This window comes from Exiguobacterium sp. UBA6282, from assembly GCF_002440475.1.
Classification (GTDB): Bacteria; Bacillota; Bacilli; order Exiguobacteriales; family Exiguobacteriaceae; genus Exiguobacterium_A.
The window spans coordinates 12017-29209 of record NZ_DJUM01000050.1; the positions used below are offsets into that span (position 1 = coordinate 12017).

Below are 17193 nucleotides of genomic sequence, written 5' to 3' on the forward strand. Positions count from 1 at the left end.
AATGTTTTGACGACTTTGTAGTTACCCGCTGTCGTGTACGTGACACGGATCGTCGTCTTGCCTGCTTTAATGCCTTTGACATTACCGCGTGACGAGACTTGCGCGACTTTTTTGTTCGCAGATGTATACTGAACGGATTTGATTTTATCCGTTGCTGAAGTATAGGCAATCCGTGTCGTCTGGTTCTTCTTCAGTGTTGCTTTTGTTGCTTTCAGCGTGACACTGTTTGCTTTTGTTTCGATCGGCAAGACCGTCTTCAAGACAAAACCGTCTTTTAACGTAACCGTTGCTTCAACCGTCGTTTTCCCTGTTGCTTTACCTGTCAGGCGACCTTTTGAATCGACTGTCGCTTTTTTTGTATCGAGGACACGGTAGCGAGTCGAAGCGATTGCTGATTTTGAGTTTGCGATCGTCGTTTTCAAGTTCAACGCTTTCCCTTGATAGACTGCACCGGCTTTGATCGTTGCGACTGGTGCTTTTGTTGCTTGCGGAACGAAGACGCCGACGTAACCGTTCACTTCAGCCGTCTTGATCCCTTTGACTGGAACCGTCAAGATACCGTTCTTATCTGTAACGAGTTTCGTGTTCGTGACACCACTAGCATCGACGAAGACTTGGTTCGCGTGTGTTTTACCCATGTTGACTGGAATCGTCGTATTTAGACCTGCATTTTTCCCGATGACGGTCGCGACACCCGTGTTCCGGTTCTTCCCGAAGCGAACGCTTGAGATCAAATCTTTCCCAGCTTCTTTTGATGTGTTTGATGTATGGTAAGCTACGAACTGTTTACCGTACGCGTATTTTTTACGTACTTTTAAGAGATTCGTGATTTCGTCATAGTACGGTGTCGTTTTTGACATGTACGATGCATCGGTCTGGTAGAGATCACCGTAGTAGACGGTCGGAACTGTATTTTTGTTCGAAAGAAGGAACGCATACTGCGCAATGATGTTTTCCGTTGAGTATTTCTTCGTCGGACTAGCAAGCTCTTTGTTGTAGATTGCGAGTGCTTCTGCTTCTTTTTCTTTCGTGTACAGCTTCTCAAACGACTTTGGCTGATCCGTTTTACTGTACTGGGCACCAGCCTTGATGCCGAACATATCGAGCATGATTTGGTTGACGCGGTTTTTCTCTTGGTCGTGGTTATTGACGAACGACCAGTTCGGTTGAACATCCGTCGCGCCATATCCTTCACGGTCTACGACTGAGAGTTTCGCAAGATCACGAAGTGGACGTTTTTGCGAAGCTTTTAGCGCTGAACGCAATGTGAAGTACAAATCAGAGTCCATGATGAGTTGTTCGTTGTTGTTTGCTTTCATGTACGAACGTTGAGACACTTTATAGCTTTCGATATAGCTCAAGTAATCTTGTTTTCCGAAATGCGCTTTTGAGATCTCTGCTTCTGCTTTTAGAATCGCTTTATCGTAGTGCGACGCCGCATCGATTCGGAATCCGTCGAACTTATACGTTTCAAGCATCCACTTCATCCAGTTTTTCTGTTCCTTGATGACTTCCGGGTTCGAGTTTGCGAGGTCAACGCCGACTAGGAATTCATCATTTCTTGCCATCGTGTTATTGATTTTCTGCGTCGGCATGCCCTTTTCGTCGACGAAGAGGAACTGATCTTCTGTGTCGATACCAGAGTTATCGTTTTGGAACGAACGTTCTTCTGAACCGTATCCATATTCCGCTTTTGTACTCATGTATTGAGTTGTTAAGTCGGCAATTTTTTTATTATCTCCAGATGCTAACAAAGCTTCTTTTGAGGCAAAGCCATTCTTCAGCATGAACGGCAGATAACCTGTGTCTTTTGTATATTGCGTCAACATCGGTTTCCAGTTATCTGGTGATACTTCATACCAGCCATCTGTCGTAAGATACGAATCGACCGTGTTGATGTGTCCCGTTTTTGCCGCTTCAAGCAACCATTCTGGTAAGTAGTTGTCCGCGTGATCGACACCAAAGAAACGATACGCTTTCCCGTCTTGATCCGTCATGATCCGTCCAAGCCCCTGCCCTTGAAGAGAGGTTCCGTTGAGATACGACTTGTTCCATTCTTTGATGTAGCCGTATTTCGCTTGTCCCATACCACCACCTTTTGTGTAAGCGAGGTAAGGAGTCGCAAGGGTCTTCGTCGTTTCGCCACCTGTGAATGGATTTGCGAATGGTTTACCTGAACCCGTCGCACGACGAACGTAAACTGCTTCCCGTTGACTTAGACCAAGCATTTGGTTCGGTACGAGATCCATTTGGACTTTGATGTGATCGTCATGCAACATATCGACCATCATCTCGAGTTGTGAGGCTTTTCCGTACTTCGTCGGAATCGTACCACCCGGTCCTTGCGGGAACTCACCGAGATCATATCGATCGGCAATCGCATATCCTTCTAAATAACGAGCCATATCAAATGAACGATACGCTGGTGGAAGCCAGACATCTGTCACGCCCCACGCGTTCAGTAAATCTCCTTTTTTCGCAAGCGTCCGGTACATGTTGCTTTCATACGGCTGGAAGAGGCTAAAGCTTTGGAAGATGACACGGTTGTCGAGTTTCTCACCTGCTGTGAATGCTTGTGCGCGTTCTGGTGCATAGGTGAGTCCACTTGTTGCGACGACTGCTGCTAACAATCCAACAGATACTTTTTTCGTTCTTCTCATGGATTAAATCTCCTTTATCTATATATGTTTTTTAATATTTCTACCTGAATTTCCAAATAACATCACATAATTTAACATTTTATTACGATGAATATAAGCCTGATTTTTCAAATTAAGTAAATAGATTTTTCAAAATGCAATCGATTGCGCTAATTCCTCGAAAAAACCTCCTTCTACCGAAGTAGAAAGAGGTTCACGTTCTTTAGTTCAATCCGAGAAGAACAGCTTTCTCGTAACCACCAGTCAAGACAGAGTTGTCATACGACTGAAGATCTTTGTTGACGACGATGACGTTCGACAACGTTTTCAGCGTACCAGCTGGGACTTTGATCTTCACGATGTCCAGTCCGTTCGATACGATGTCATCTGAGTCAGCAAGCGAAATCGTTGTTCCGACCGGAAGTGCTTTTCCGTTCAGGACATAATTCGCTGTACTTGTCGCATCGTACATACCAGAGTACTGAACGCCCTCTGTGAATTTGATGCGAATGACATCTTTCTCGTTTTTCTCATTAGCAGTGACCTTAAGGATTTCAAATGGTGATAAGACTGGTGTTGGTGGTGTTTTCATGAGTTTGAAATCATGTGTCGCTGTCGCAACTGTGTTGCCGACATCATCCGAAAGTGATTTGACGACGACTTTCCACTCTTCACCGTAACCTTCCATGTCAACAAGCTTTTGTAGATTCTCGTTTGCTGCGACGCGGAAGTTTTTGTCTGTTGTATCCGTGTAATTAAGGACCGAACCATCGATTGTAACGATTTTTCCGTCTTTGTTTTTACCAATGAATTCAACCGTCGTCTTCGGAGGTAAGACTACACCATCACTATTAATGAGTGGCGTGTTGTACTCATCGAGATCACGGATTTTAACAGGCTCACTCATCATAACAACGAAATCATTACTTGGTGCTAAGCGATCAATCGTGTTAATCTCAGCACTCTTCAGATCTGGTGAATTAAGAGGAGACCCATCATAGTTCAAATCAAGCACGAGTGCGTCATTTTTCTCTCCATTCGCTTCAGCCTGAATCGCATCTTTCGCGAGCGTGATGCGGAATTTATCGTTGTAGTAGTTTTCTTTCGTGTTGACGGTATCATAGATTTCCGTCCAGTCCTTCATCAACTCGATGACTGCTTCGCCAGTCTCTTTGTTATACGACGTGACATCGACATATTTGCTGAAGTCTTCATACTTCTTCGTATTCGAGTTGTAACGCTCAAACTTCAATTCATTATCAAGCAATGCTAAGATGTTCGCTTTTTTAAGACCTTTACTGAACATGAGGCGGAATTGTTCAGGCGACTCAACTACAACACCAGCTGTCGGTTTAACCGTGTCTGCTGCAACAGTAAAGTCAAGGTTTTGAGTCGTACCGATATTCGTTTCATCAGAAAGCGCTGCATAGTCGTAAATGCTTGATACTTGAAGTGAGTGTTTACCCGCTGCGAAGTAACCTTGTTTAAGACCTGGATAGTTATCTTTTAAAGTGATTTTGACTGTATCGCGGCGATCGACACCCATTTTATTATCAAATCCATAATGGAGGACGTCGAAGTACTTCTCGCCGTACTGACCGTCGATTTTGAAATCAGCCGTAGCAACAGATTCAGAGAATTTCACTTCGAGTTGATTCAACCCTACAGCCTTAACAGAAGTGACTTCAGGCTGACGAGCATCTGTTAACTTGAAGCTTGCTTTTGATTTGACTTCTGTATCCGTGTTGCTCGTGATTTTCGCTGTCAGCTTAACGACTGCGTTATCTTGGAGTGGTGTTTCTTTGTCCAAGATCAACTCGAATGCTTTTGGATTAGAAGGAACTGCTTTGACACCGATGACACGTTTTGTTCCCTCGAATTGTTCGATTTGGATGTTATCGTTTGCGAGGTAATCTTCTTCATGAAGACCTTGCATGACTTTATCGAGTCCAAATGATTTAAGGAGAAGTTCACGTGAGACCGCTTTATCAAGGAAGATCGTTACGCGATCTGCTTGGTTCGACTCAGCTGCAAGAACATTGATCATCTCAATTGGAGCAGGCGTCACAGCGATCGTGCTGAATTTGACTTTCGTTTCTCCAGCAATCTTACCGATTAGGTTTTTGTAGTCACCAGCTGCCGTTTCAATGATTTCTGCTTTGATGATTGCTTCGATATCTGTGTTACTGAATTCAGACGTCAATAGAACCGTCGCTTTACCGTCCTGGATCGTGACACGATCTTTCGCGAGAGCACCGAATGATGTCGACAATTTCAAGACGATATCATCTGCATTTTTATCGACTTCACCAGTCGATTTGTTTTTAAGAGCGAATGTCACTTCCGTGTTATCTGCTCCGTTCGCAACGATTGTCGAAGCTTTTGGTGATACTTCTAGCATCCAAATATCTTCAACACTTTGTGTCATGAAGCTGAGCGAACCGAGATCCTTCGCGACGCCACCGACCATGATCCCTTTCGCGTCAACTGAGTAGTCTTTGCCATACTCGAGTCCTTCCACTTCAAGAACTGCTGATTTCTTGTCTGGGCTAAGTGTCGCGGATTTAACTGTCGCACCTGCGATTTTGAAGTTGTCTGCTGTGACAGAGTCAACGGCACGCGAGAATGAAACTTCGACTCTCTCTTTGCCGATTGCTTTTGCTGAAGCGAGGACTGTGCTTGCAATCGTGAAGTCCATCGCAGCTGATTTGACAGCGCCGACTTTGACGACATAGCTGTGTGTTCCTTCTGGAATACCACCTTGCGATGCCATTAACTTCCCTTTCGAGAGCGTTCCTTTCGCTACGATTGGTGTAGCTGACATGTTTTTGCCTGGGTAGATCAAGAGTTCTGCCTTCGCGCCCACTGCTGGGTACATAACGTCTGCTTTGACTGAAAGCTTCTGATCATCAACGCTTCCCATGACGTTCGAGATGTTTGCTGCCTTAACTTCGTAGTTGATGTAACCTGTTACGACAGAGTTAGCACCTTTGTACGTGTAAGCTAATTTATATTTGCCTGCTTTTGAAGTCGATGGAGTTTTGAGGTTGAACTTGCTAATTGGGCGCTTGACGATGATACCTGATTTGTATTGAACGTTGATTGTGCTTGGCAATTGAACTTTTCCGCCAACAGCAACCGGTTCGAGGACTGGTTCGATGATATCTACGACATAGTTTTGAAGTTCGACTTTAAGAACTGCTTTCTTCGTCGTACCGGCTACCTTACCGTAGAGAACTTGGTATTTGTTGATGTATTTCTTTTCGAATTTGACAGAACCGCTCCACTTGACTGAGCGCATCTCGTACTTACCGTTTGAAAGTTTGACTTTGACTTTCGTCGGAAGCGTCAATTTCTTGACTGCGTATTTCGAACCACCTGCATGTTTCATCAAGATTGGAGAGATGTATTTAACCGAGACCTTCGATGCTGCATCAGCAGCAACCGGAGCTACGACAGACGCCGTGACTGCAAGCGCAGCTGCAGCAGCGTACAATTTGTTCGTTTTCTTCGAATAACCCATGTTTACTATTCCTCCTCTTTTCTAACAAATCAAAAGCGAAAATCCCAATTTTAAATCTACAATATAAGTAAAATATATCAATATTTTACTTTAAAGCAGTCAAAAAATTCTTTAGTCGTCTTAGGAGGAGTACGTTCTGTTTCACGTGCGATCATTCGTCTATCATCAAGACGATCTATCCGTGATTCATATGTATCCGATTGGGATGAACTAAAGACACTGCCAAAATCGCTTCAAAAAGCCATTTTTATTGTAGATTCGTGCACTCCACCATTTCGTTTTTGAGAATCGGTAAGAATGCTACACGTCAAATATACAAAACTAGAAAAGACGCCACAATAGATTTTTTGTAAAAAATAGGGGAATAGTAGTAATATAAAATATATTTATACGGGCTGTGCATGGAAATTAATTTTTGGATTTACCCCTTTAAAGAAAACGCTTACATTATATTAAATTTCTGTCTTGTTTTCGTTTTACTAAAATAAAGTTTGGTTTCATGAAATGAAATGATCCGCTTTTTCGATCGCTCGAAGAAATGATTCACGATGTAGCCGATGCACATCATCGGCCCACATCTCGATTTTTGATCCACATCGTTTGAGTTCAATCGGTAATCCACGACCAATCCAATCAAGTTGACGTTGCAAGACATGACGCTTTCGTCCGTCCTGTCGCTCTGCTTCCGTAAACTGGCGCAAGTACTGGAGGACATAACCGAACCCAAACTCAATCGGAATCCGTAGCTCCGCTCCCTTGTCTCGTATCCGGATGATGCCCGCTCCGTAATGAATTGCCCGGAACAACTCCTCATTGATACGCTGATACCAGGTACCTTGCGTCAGACAGTGCGGCTCTAGCGCTCCTTTTTTACCACTCGGTAAGACTGCGAAATAATCAATGACCATTCGTCTGCTCCTTTTCATCAAAAAATAGGTGAGTCCGCGTGGGGCTCACTTATCATGACAGGTCAAATGGTTCGATTGTTCGAAACTGATCCGAATCATTTCACATCATTCAACATCGAAAAAGCTTTCCGAATACGCTATACTGGATTACGGGAATGGGAGGAATGCTCGTGGCTATCATTATCTTTTGCCTCGTCTGTCTCATTGCGTATCGGATCCGCAAGCTTCCCGAAGCACTACGGACGATTTTACTCATCCTCGGTTTACTCAGTGGATGGTTCGCGCTCTTTGAGATGATCGGCTTCATCGAAGCCAATCCGTATCTGGCTGCAATCCCGATTGGACTGGGACTTGCTTACTGGTACTGGCAACGAAAAAAGAAACAAACAAACGACAAAACCCCTTCCGCCTCGTGAAGTGGGTTTTTCTTGTAGCGAAACGAAAAAAGCGATGTCTCCTATATCGGGAACATCGCTTTTTGTCTTTACGATTGAACTTTCCGTTCAACCGCCGCAATTTTTTCTTCAATCTCTAGTAACTTCAGTTCATGCTCGAGTTCAAGACGACGTTTTTTCCGTTTCAGGCGATCGAGTTCTTCTGCGAGTGACTCTGTCGACGCTTCCGGTTTCGGTGGTGCCTGTTCCATCGATTGACGGAGTGGATCGAACAGGTTCGATTTTGCGAACTGCGCTGCTTCCGGTCCGAACATGTCTTGGATGAGCGGGAGAATCTTATTCATCGCTGTACCTGGAATTTGCGACTTCTGATCAACGAGACGTTTCAGTGCCAACTCATCGACAAGGTACCCTTTTCCGTCCTGTTCAGCATGTAATTCACCTGTCCGGATCCAGCGACGGACCGTTTCTTCTGAGACGCGCAACAATTCACTAATCTGTTTTGTCGTTAACATCGTCATCCCTCTTTTCTTCTAGTAGTATCTTCACTATACACACATGTGTGCGTGTGTGTCAAAGGATACACACATCAAAAAAAGAGACCTTCCTATAGAAGGTCCCTCTGTAATGATTATGCTCCACGACGTACGAGTAACCAAAGACCCACGACAGCAAGACCTGCTCCTGTTGCTGCATATGGGAATGGCTTGTCTTCCCCAGCTTGTGGTAATGTTCCCTTTGCTGTTGTCGTCGACTGTTTTGCCGCAGCATCGACTGCTTTGACTGGCGTTTTTGTTGACGTTGGTGTTGGTGTTGGTTTTGGCGTCGGCTTCGCGACCGGTTCTACTTTCGCAATTTCTGCGAGCAAGATCGTACCGAGGCTACCTTCTTCGATCGTCACACCCGCTTCCGGTGATTTCCGCTCAAAGTACTTCAACAACTCATCAACCATTTCTTGTTCTTCTGGCGTCAAGGCTTCTTCATCGTTCGCCATCAATTTCATCGCTTTTGCTTGCTGAGCGAATGACTCATAATCTTCATACATTTCTTCATCCATATCCATCATTAAGTCATCCATGTCAAGGTGGTGCATCGCTTTGACCGTGTAGCCTTCTGCGACTTCCGTCTTAACTGTGTATGTTCCTGGATCGAGTTGGATCATCATTAGATCATCTTTCGAAATCTTCTCTTGATAGACGTCTTTTCCTGTGATTACATCCGTCACCGTATATGTCGCAGGAACTGTTCCTTCGTCATAATCTGGCTTTTGGTTGCCGTTCGCATCAAAGAAGTTGACGACAGCTAACCAATGCTCGAACATACCATCGAGCTCTTCGTCGCCGTAGAGACCAGCGTCGATCACTTCCGTTTGTCCTGCGACGAGACGGACTTTTTTCGTTCCCATGTCTTCGTCGACATCGGAATCGATCGTCCGGTCGTCACCGACGTTTTGCTCGGAATAGAAGTAGTAACCCATATCATATCCGTCGACTTCCACTTCATACATTCCTGGCTTCAAATTCTTGAAGCTGTATGTGCCGTTCTTCGTGTAGGCTTCATCGATGACATCTTCGTTCCGATTCATCAAAGAGACGAGGATATCATCGAGACGTGTTTCCTTCTCTTGACGGATCCCGTCCTCGTTCTCATCGAACCAGATCGTTCCTTCGATCGTTGCCGTCGTCGGTGTTTCGACTGGTGTCGGTGTCGCGTCATCACCTGTCTCTGGTTTTTCGGTCGTTGGTTCTTCCGATGTCGGCTCTTCCTTGACCGGGTCTTCTTTCACAGGATCTTCCGGTGTTGGTTCTTCCTTGACGGGTTCGTCTGTCGCTGGATCTTCTGTGACTGGCTCATCCGTCTTTGGTGTCTCTGTCGTCGGTTCGTCTGTCGTTGGTTCGTCTGTCGTCGGCTCATCTGGTGTAACGACTTTACCGAACTGGACGAGAACCGTCCGCTGTCCATCTGCTGAGACGACCTTGGCGACAGGTGCCGTCTCTGCCGTGAACGTCACGACCGGTGTCTCTTCGATGTTGACGTCTTCACCTGTTACGCCGTCTTCAAAGACAAGTGCCGTCTCAGACGTGATATCGACGATGCCTGTGCCTTCAAACGTCAATGTATACGGACCTGTGCCCGTTCCTGTGACGTCCCACTCGACTGTTTCCGCATAGACCGGTAACTTCAGACCAAATGCAACAACGAGTGCCATCAAAAGTAAGCTAAGTTTTTTCATAAGTGTATGTATGCTCCTATCGTGATTTAATATTACCTCCCTAAATAGTAAACAAATCAGCCAAAAATAACCAGAAGAAATCTTGAATTCCTGCTATTTTTTTATAATAAAAAAACCTCGTCCAAGGACAAGGTATTAGATAAGCTGGCGACACGCTTCTGCACATTCCGTACATGCTTGCGCACAAGCTTGGCAGTGGTCATGATCGTGTTTGCTACATTCAGTCGCACATGCTTCACAGATTTCTTGGCATGCCTTTGCAAGGACCGCGACATTTGCGCTGTTTCGAGCGATCGCTTGCAGCAATAAGCTACAGATATCGGCACAATCGCGGTCGAGTCGAATACAATCTGACATATGTCCGACATGTTCCTCGTTCAGGCAGGCATCAAAACAATGATTACAGGCGAGAATACAATCCGTCAGTCGTTGCTGTACTGCGTGATCCATATTGATTCCTCCTTTGTATAGGTTTTGATTACCCTGATGACTTAAAACAAAACAAAAATAAGACAGCATTTGGAGCAAAACGCTCACCCTGCTGTCTTATTTAACGATCTCAAGCGGAATCTCGATTCCACGCCCTGCTCCTGCATCAATGATGAGGACCGGAAGACGCTGGTCATCGAAGACTTCTTTTTCAATCGTCGTATCGGACGTATAGGTCCGGATTTCCCCCATCTTCTTTGCTTGGAAGGAGACGAACGGAAACGGAATCGATTGATTGGCGACATCGAGGCGGATATCGACCTGTTGGTCATCGAGCCGAATGTCATTTGCTGTCCGGATGACGAGACGCATCCGGTCATTTTCCGTCAGCGTGACCTGTGCGGAAATGTTCTCGGTCTGCCCCGCGCGCTTAACGGGATCTACGATGACCGTCGGGGAAGCGGTCTTCGCTTGTTCCGCGCGCTGACAACCCGGAATGACAAGTAAGGAAATCGCAAGAGGGATCAGCCAGCGTTTCATGTTGGCTTCACTTCATAGCAAACGTCAGTTCAGCGACACAGGCGACTTCCCCATCGACTGTGGCTGTGGCACGACCTTTACCGATTGGCCCACGGACCTTCGTCAATTCGACTTCGAGGCGGAGCTGATCCCCGGGAACGACTTGACGTTTGAAGCGACATCCTTCAATTCCTGCGAAGAAGGCAAGCTTCCCTTGGTTTTCTTCCATCTTCAGCACAGCGAAGGCACCGACTTGTGCGAGTGCTTCGACGATCAAGACGCCAGGCATGACATTGTATTCTGGGAAATGGCCATTGAAGAATTCTTCGTTCGCCGTCACGTTCTTGATTCCAACGGCACGTTTTCCCTCTTCGACTTCTAAAATGCGGTCAACGAGTAAAAACGGATACCGGTGCGGAATGACTTCCTTGATTTGTTCGATTGTATACATATTCGACAGCTCCCATCACTGATTAAAATTAAGATTTCATCCAAAAATCGGTGATGCGGGTCCATGTGTCGAGCTTTAACACATCCATTGCCTCGCCACCACCAAACGTCGCATAACCCACCATTGCGCCGACGATCAGTGCTACGACGATGAGAACGAGAACGATCAGTACGCGTACGATGATCGGGACTCGGCGTGTCGAGTACGCACGAAGACGTCGCTCTGATTTGTGCTCTGGATTGCCGGTTTCCTGGTTCGAAGGCTGTTGCTTCTTCAGGCGTTCACGCGTTGGCTGATCCGTGCCTGTTTGGTTTTGTACCATCTTGATCACCTTTCATTGATTCAGTCTGAGAACAGTATAGCATATTAGTACCTGGTATTAAATAGTTCCAAATTCGCTACAAAACGTGTTCCGCAATTAGTGTAACACGACCAGACAGGCAATTTCTCTAAAAAATTTTAGTTTGTGTATATAAGGAAGCAGAAAAACAGTTTCCCACGATCTGCGGGTTTTTACGATTTTTTTAAATCCAAAATGAACTGCTCGGCGTAAGCTTTCCAGAACGACGCAGCAACGGTCCACCAGATGGCATGAAACATCACTTCAACAGTCTTTTGAAAAAAATAAAACTTCATGCAATCCAAATCGACCAGTGATGCGTAAGCTATTCAGAACAGGCAAGAAACACCTACCAAATAAACCAAAAAATGAGAGGAATGATTTCAGATGAAACACACGAAAAAATTCGCAGCATCAGCAATGGCAGCAGCACTCGTACTACCAGGAACGGCAGCATTCGCTTCCGGTGGCGGAGAAGACATGAAACAAGATGCACCGAAAAACGTCACGGTCAAAACGAAAGCCGCTGACCTTCGTGCCACACTCGATCAATTACTCTCTGAGCACTTCGTTCTTGCCGTCATGGACATGAAGAAACAATATGACGGTTCAAAAGACGCACAGTACTACGAAGCAGCACTTAAACAAAACGCACTCGACATGACACCAGCAATCGCTTCTGTCTACGGTGACGAAGGCGCGAAACAATTCGAGAAAATCTTCGTTGCTCACAACAAATATACGACAGACCTCGTCAAAGCCGTAAAAGCGGACGACCAAGACGGTATCAACGCTTCGAAGAAAGAAACAGAAGAGTTCGTACAAGATCTCTCAAGCTTCCTCGATACAGCAACGGAAGGTAAACTCCCGAAAGCAGCAGCTGAAGAAGTTCTCCGTGCTCACGAAGCAGACGTCTACAAGACTTTCCAACAATACGCAGCTGGTGACTACGAAGGATCGTACAACACGTTCCGCGAAGGATACAGCCGCATGTATGATATCTCTAAAGCACTCTCTGTCGCGATCACAACACAGATGCCTGAGAAATTCGACAACACGAAAGCTGACTCAAAAGCAGCCGATCTTCGTTCAACACTCAACAGCCTCGCAGCTGAACACGTTGCACTTGCCAACCTCAGCATGACTGCTGGCGTTGACCAAGCGAAAGACTACGATGCAGCAAACTGGGCTGAAGATATGCACACAGCTGACTTCAAAGCAGCCATCAAATCAATCTACGGTCAAGCCGGTGCCGATCAATTTGAACAAGTTTGGACGAAAAACCACATCGAAGCCCAAGCGAACCTCGTCACAGCAGCTGTCAATGACGATAAGAAATTGATGGGTGACGCGCAAGACATGCTCAAAATGTTCTCGAACGACTTCGGTGCATTCCTTGGTGCGGCTACAGAAGAAAACCTTCCAACAAAAGCAGCACAAGAAGCCGTATCCGGTCACGAGACGTACGTCCAAGACACATTCATGCAGTATGTGGAAGGCGACTACAAAGGTTCTGTCGACACATTCCGTGAATCTTACGCTTACATGTACGGCGTAGGGGCTAACCTCGGTGATGCTATCGTCAAACAATCACCAGAGAAATTCATGGATGGTACTCCAGGATCAATGCCTAACACAGGTAACGGTGGTATGAGCGATAACAATAACACAGCTGCAACAACTGGTGCGATCGCAGTATTCGGTCTTGCACTCGGAGCAGTTGGTCTTGTCCTCGCACGTAAACGTCAAAACGCCTAAGAAATTGGGTATACTCAATAACAGGATAGCGATCCGCTATCCTGTTTTTTTACATAGAGGGAACCCCTTCTCTCGGAAAGGAGCTACGCGCACATGAAACGATGGTTATTACCAGCGAGCATTCTTTTGATGGTCGCATCGGTCGGAACATTGCTGTTCCTCTTATTCGGTCAACCAAAACCGGACACATCGAACATCACGCAAGGTGATCCTAAAACAGAATCCGCGGCCTCTTCCGAGACGAAGGAAGATCCGCTCAAGCCGTCAGAAATCTTTAAGAAGGAGTTCAAGGATCTCTCGACGACAGAGGTCGAGCTCCCAAAACAACTCTTCATCCCGAAACACGACATCAAGACGAAGGTCGAACAAGTCGGACTCGATCAAGATGGCGCGATGGCAACGCCTAAAAATGAACAACAAGCCGGTTGGTATAAGTTCGGTCCGCGTCCGGGTGATGTCGGGAACGCTGTCATTGACGGACATACCGATACGAAGACCGGTCCTGCTATCTTCTATAAACTGCATGAACTAAAAAAGGGTGATCCGGTCGAAGTGACGGATGCTTCCGGACGCAAGCTCGTCTTTCGTGTCAAAGAGCTCATCCAGTACGATCACTTAAAAGCACCACTCAAAAAAATCTTCGGTCCAGCTGACACCCGGAATTTGAACTTAATCACCTGTATCGGGACATACGATGAGAACCAAGGAACGTATGATAACCGCCTCGTCGTCTTCACAGAGCTTGACGAGAAAGCATCAGATCCCGTCAAGACACCACCAAAACCTGTGACGAATATTCGGGTTAGCGGTGGATTCATCAACTGGTATGCCTCAACAGATGAGGATGTCGTCAAATACAACATCTATCAAGAGAAGGACGGAAAACGCAAAAAACTCGGTACAACGGAATCAATCGAGCGTAAAGCATTCCCGCTCCCTAAAGATGCAACAGGTCGTTTCGTCATCACGGCAGTCAGTAAAGCCGGAATCGAATCAGAGGACGCGTTCAGCGCCGTCCAAAAATGATAGTAGAGCAGGAACCAACGGATGATTTGGTTCCTGCTTTACTTTTATCTACTACTCTTCAAGTTCGTTCGCTCGTTCAGAAGCATTGAAGAAGACATGCATCGCCTTGTTTTGATCTGGTTCTTTACTCGTATGTCATTTTTATAGGAGTATCGCTTCAAAAAACGTAAAAAAAGACCTCTGAGCAGCTGCTCGGAGGTCTAGAATCCTGCTGTTTAATATCGGATGTGCTGTTTACTCCACCGGATCGATTCCGTGAATTGTCGGACAAGGTCTTCTGCCGGTGCCGTCAAATAATAGGCCAGTCCGTGCACTTTCTCAGACATCTGCTGGATGACGAGACCATCTTCAATCAGCTCCTGCAGTTGCTCGAGGATTTGCCCGTGCGACTGATCAATCCGTTGCTCGAGTTCCCCGATCGTCAATGCGCCATCACGCAAGAGATAAATGATGCTCGACTTCAAACTGTTCTCGAAGTTGTGTTGAAATTTTTGCAACGCCAGTAGATCGGCTTGTTCTTCGGTATGACGTGAATCCATCTGATTCTTGCCCCCTTCTCTTAGCTACCTCTTCAGTATGACGCACTTTTACATGAATTTCAAAACTCAATCGCGCTCAGTGATGATCGTATCGAACGTCTTCTCTTCCTCCGTGATGACCATCTTCTTCTGCGATCGGAGGTGATAGAGACGACGGATGTTTAGAATGACGACCTTCATGACAGCGTAGAACGGTACACCTAGCAAGACTCCGAAGAAACCGGCGATGTTCCCCGCGACAAGCAAGACGATGATGATTGTCAACGGGTGGACATCGAGTGTCTTCCCTTGTACAAGTGGTGACATGATGTGCGAATCGATCTGTTGCGCGACCGTCATGACGATGATCGCATAAATCGCAAGGATTGGATCCTGGATGAACCCAACGATCAATGCCGGAATGACACCGAGAACCGGACCGAGAAACGGAATGATATTCGTCAGTGTCGCAAACAAGGCGAGTAACAACGCATAATCGATTCCGATGATGAGATATCCGATATAGGCGATGACCCCGACACCGATACTGACGATGACTTGCCCGCGGATGTAGCTCATGATCGTCACGTGGACGTCCCCGAGGATTTTTTGCGTTTCCTTATGGTACTCATACGGCATCAGCTTAACGAGATTGCCTTTAAGCTTATCGCCGTCAAGCAGCATATAGATCAACATGATCGGAATGATGATGATCGTCACGACTGCTGTCGTCAGGACACTGACGAACCCACCGACACCTGTACCGATGTTCTTCAGGAACGTCGATGCGTATTCCGAGATGTTCCCTGAGAACTTATTGAACAAGTTATCTGGTCCTGATAGGAAGCGTGAAAAGGCTGCACTGTTTTCGAGTTGGTCCCGGACGTCAATCAATTGACGCTGGAACTGTGTCGCAAGCGTCGGTATCGAATTGACGAACTGTGTGACCTGCTCCGACAACATCGGACCAAAGATGAAGCCGAGTGTCGTTAAAATACCGATTAAACCGACGAGCACGATTAAGACAGCAGGTCGCCGCTTCATCTTTTTCTCGAGCAACTCGACGATTGGCAACAGGACATAGTAGAGAATCCCAGCGATTGCAAGGGGTGGTACGACCATTTGAAGCAGAATTGCGATCGGTCGGAACAAGAACGTAACATGATCGCCAATCCAGACGATGATGAGCAATGTCATGACCCACCATGCGAATCGATACCATTTGTTTTCAAACATTTTTTGCATCTAAACACTTCCCTACTTAAAATGATGAAGTTCAATATCTTCTATGGTTTTTCCTTAAAACATTGCTTCTTAATCCTTATTCTTAAAAAATGTATCATTTAATATCAATTAACAAATATATGATATATTTGTTTTAGTGGTTTTTGCAGATTCAAATTTGCCGAGACCTTTAAAACTACGTAAGATGAATATATTCGGCATTTAAGCAATCTTTTTCATACATGTAAAACAGAATACGGAGGATACCCCAGTGAAATGGATTAATCGTACCATCGGTCGTCAATTGATGTTCGCCTTCTATATGGTGTTCGTCGCTCTTAGCATCACGTCTGCGATCGTCTATTTCTATACGGAACAGAAGATCGATCAAGCCAATGCAACATTTGATGATTTACGTGAACGGCGGACGAATGCGAATGCACTCGCTAACGAATGGACCGTCGCGCAAAGTAACGTCAAATCTTACTTATTGACTGGTTCACAGGAAACACTTGATCAGGTGAAGACGAATCAGCAGGAAATCAATCGTCTGACGACGTGGTTCGAAAAGTATGCAATTTATGAGCAAGGGAAAGAATATGCGACAGCGACTCGTCGCATTTATGACGATTATTTCGGCACATCTCTTCCACTTCTCAACGAATACGTCGAAGGAAAAAAGGACGGGAAGATCAATGAAGACTTTGTGACTCCTGACACGCTCGCTGCTCTTTCCAACGGGAAAGACTTGTTCACCAAAAATGGGACGTTACGCGGGTCGGTCAGCTTATCAGAAGCAGACGTCGACATGACACGGATTGATACGTTGCTTTCAGATTATCTGACGTTGATTGAAAAGAAGGAAGTGGACGCGAAAAACGATCTTTTAAGTGAGATGCGTGTCGCGCAGTTCATCTGGCTGTCGAATCTCGTCGTCTTGATTCTCGTCCTCTTATCTCTCGTTCGCCCATTCATCAGCCGCGTCACGAAACAGGTCAATACGCTATCCCACGACAGTGCTCTACTTGCATCAGGGGAAGACATCCAAGCAATTCCGTTACCGAAACGCAAGGATGAACTGCATACGCTAACGGCATCGTTCAATCAGATGGCGGCTTCGATCGCGGACAATAAAGTCCATATGCTCGCGAAGAACGAAGAACTCCAAGCGCAACAGGAAGAACTCGTCGCGCAGCAAGAAGAATTGCAAGCGCAGCAGGAAGAACTCGA

General features: G+C 45.9%; 14 protein-coding genes and 1 pseudogene. 4 read left to right on the forward strand and 11 right to left on the reverse strand.

Going from position 1 to position 17193, the window contains the following annotated elements; translation table 11 throughout:
* The 3 genes from B2751_RS12780 to B2751_RS12790 form a co-directional block, all read right to left on the reverse strand.
* The coding region (locus tag B2751_RS12780) for a glycoside hydrolase family 70 protein (RefSeq protein ID WP_290775121.1) at window positions 1-2660 on the reverse strand (2660 nt) is incomplete at its 3' end.
* A 202-nt stretch (window positions 2661-2862) separates the two neighbouring features.
* Window positions 2863-6162 (reverse strand): hypothetical protein, encoded by a 3300-nt coding sequence (locus B2751_RS12785; protein WP_290775123.1) that lies wholly within the window; start codon window positions 6160-6162, stop codon window positions 2863-2865.
* 497 nt (window positions 6163-6659) lie between these two features.
* Window positions 6660-7070, reverse strand: coding sequence for a hypothetical protein (locus tag B2751_RS12790; RefSeq protein WP_290775125.1), 411 nt, complete (start codon window positions 7068-7070; stop codon window positions 6660-6662).
* 164 nt (window positions 7071-7234) lie between these two features.
* On the opposite strand from B2751_RS12790, the gene B2751_RS12795 reads away from it, so the two are divergent.
* On the forward strand, window positions 7235-7486 hold the full coding sequence (locus tag B2751_RS12795) for a hypothetical protein (RefSeq protein ID WP_231496907.1): 252 nt from the start codon (window positions 7235-7237) through the stop codon (window positions 7484-7486).
* Window positions 7487-7554: 68 nt separating this feature from the next.
* Here the strand turns inward: B2751_RS12795 and B2751_RS12800 are convergent, their stop codons facing one another.
* The 6 genes from B2751_RS12800 to B2751_RS12825 form a co-directional block, all read right to left on the reverse strand.
* Window positions 7555-7980, reverse strand: a complete 426-nt coding sequence (locus B2751_RS12800; protein ID WP_035410570.1) for a helix-turn-helix domain-containing protein — start codon at window positions 7978-7980, stop codon at window positions 7555-7557.
* Between the two features lie 116 nt (window positions 7981-8096).
* On the reverse strand, window positions 8097-9698 hold the full coding sequence (locus B2751_RS12805) for an SdrD B-like domain-containing protein (protein ID WP_290775127.1): 1602 nt from the start codon (window positions 9696-9698) through the stop codon (window positions 8097-8099).
* Between the two features lie 135 nt (window positions 9699-9833).
* A complete protein-coding gene (locus tag B2751_RS12810; RefSeq protein WP_290775128.1) occupies window positions 9834-10148 on the reverse strand; it encodes a four-helix bundle copper-binding protein in 315 nt (104 codons plus the stop codon).
* Window positions 10149-10244: 96 nt separating this feature from the next.
* Window positions 10245-10667: a hypothetical protein gene (locus B2751_RS12815; protein WP_035410579.1), complete on the reverse strand. Its 423-nt coding sequence runs from the start codon at window positions 10665-10667 to the stop codon at window positions 10245-10247.
* A gap of 7 nt (window positions 10668-10674) precedes the next feature.
* Entirely contained in the window at window positions 10675-11097 is a 423-nt protein-coding gene (gene fabZ / locus B2751_RS12820) for a 3-hydroxyacyl-ACP dehydratase FabZ (protein WP_029342716.1), read from the reverse strand.
* A gap of 28 nt (window positions 11098-11125) precedes the next feature.
* Window positions 11126-11419 carry a DNA-directed RNA polymerase subunit beta gene (locus B2751_RS12825; RefSeq protein WP_056064243.1) on the reverse strand — a complete coding sequence of 98 codons (294 nt, stop codon included), beginning with the start codon at window positions 11417-11419 and terminating at the stop codon, window positions 11126-11128.
* 405 nt (window positions 11420-11824) lie between these two features.
* Between B2751_RS12825 and B2751_RS12830 the strand changes: the two genes are divergently transcribed.
* Both B2751_RS12830 and B2751_RS12835 read left to right on the forward strand, forming a co-directional pair.
* Window positions 11825-13195, forward strand: a complete 1371-nt coding sequence (locus B2751_RS12830; RefSeq protein WP_035410585.1) for a hypothetical protein — start codon at window positions 11825-11827, stop codon at window positions 13193-13195.
* Window positions 13196-13288: 93 nt separating this feature from the next.
* Window positions 13289-14221, forward strand: coding sequence for a class F sortase (locus tag B2751_RS12835; RefSeq protein WP_290775131.1), 933 nt, complete (start codon window positions 13289-13291; stop codon window positions 14219-14221).
* Window positions 14222-14436: 215 nt separating this feature from the next.
* Here B2751_RS12835 and B2751_RS12840 read toward each other — a convergent pair whose 3' ends face one another.
* A complete protein-coding gene (locus tag B2751_RS12840) occupies window positions 14437-14760 on the reverse strand; it encodes a winged helix-turn-helix transcriptional regulator (protein ID WP_035410591.1) in 324 nt (107 codons plus the stop codon).
* Window positions 14761-14826: 66 nt separating this feature from the next.
* Window positions 14827-15984, reverse strand: a complete 1158-nt coding sequence (locus B2751_RS12845) for an AI-2E family transporter (protein ID WP_290752931.1) — start codon at window positions 15982-15984, stop codon at window positions 14827-14829.
* A gap of 250 nt (window positions 15985-16234) precedes the next feature.
* Here B2751_RS12845 and B2751_RS12850 point away from each other — a divergent pair.
* Window positions 16235-17193: pseudogene (locus tag B2751_RS12850) on the forward strand (histidine kinase); the annotation flags it as partial.

Coding starts and splice junctions, on each gene's coding strand:
- B2751_RS12785 (WP_290775123.1), bottom strand. CDS start 6,162: ATGGGTTATTCGAAGAAAACGAACAAATTGTACGCTGCTGCAGCTGCG.
- B2751_RS12790 (WP_290775125.1), bottom strand. CDS start 7,070: ATGGTCATTGATTATTTCGCAGTCTTACCGAGTGGTAAAAAAGGAGCG.
- B2751_RS12795 (WP_231496907.1), top strand. CDS start 7,235: ATGCTCGTGGCTATCATTATCTTTTGCCTCGTCTGTCTCATTGCGTAT.
- B2751_RS12800 (WP_035410570.1), bottom strand. CDS start 7,980: ATGTTAACGACAAAACAGATTAGTGAATTGTTGCGCGTCTCAGAAGAA.
- B2751_RS12805 (WP_290775127.1), bottom strand. CDS start 9,698: ATGAAAAAACTTAGCTTACTTTTGATGGCACTCGTTGTTGCATTTGGT.
- B2751_RS12810 (WP_290775128.1), bottom strand. CDS start 10,148: ATGGATCACGCAGTACAGCAACGACTGACGGATTGTATTCTCGCCTGT.
- B2751_RS12815 (WP_035410579.1), bottom strand. CDS start 10,667: ATGAAACGCTGGCTGATCCCTCTTGCGATTTCCTTACTTGTCATTCCG.
- fabZ (WP_029342716.1), bottom strand. CDS start 11,097: ATGTATACAATCGAACAAATCAAGGAAGTCATTCCGCACCGGTATCCG.
- B2751_RS12825 (WP_056064243.1), bottom strand. CDS start 11,419: ATGGTACAAAACCAAACAGGCACGGATCAGCCAACGCGTGAACGCCTG.
- B2751_RS12830 (WP_035410585.1), top strand. CDS start 11,825: ATGAAACACACGAAAAAATTCGCAGCATCAGCAATGGCAGCAGCACTC.
- B2751_RS12835 (WP_290775131.1), top strand. CDS start 13,289: ATGAAACGATGGTTATTACCAGCGAGCATTCTTTTGATGGTCGCATCG.
- B2751_RS12840 (WP_035410591.1), bottom strand. CDS start 14,760: ATGGATTCACGTCATACCGAAGAACAAGCCGATCTACTGGCGTTGCAA.
- B2751_RS12845 (WP_290752931.1), bottom strand. CDS start 15,984: ATGCAAAAAATGTTTGAAAACAAATGGTATCGATTCGCATGGTGGGTC.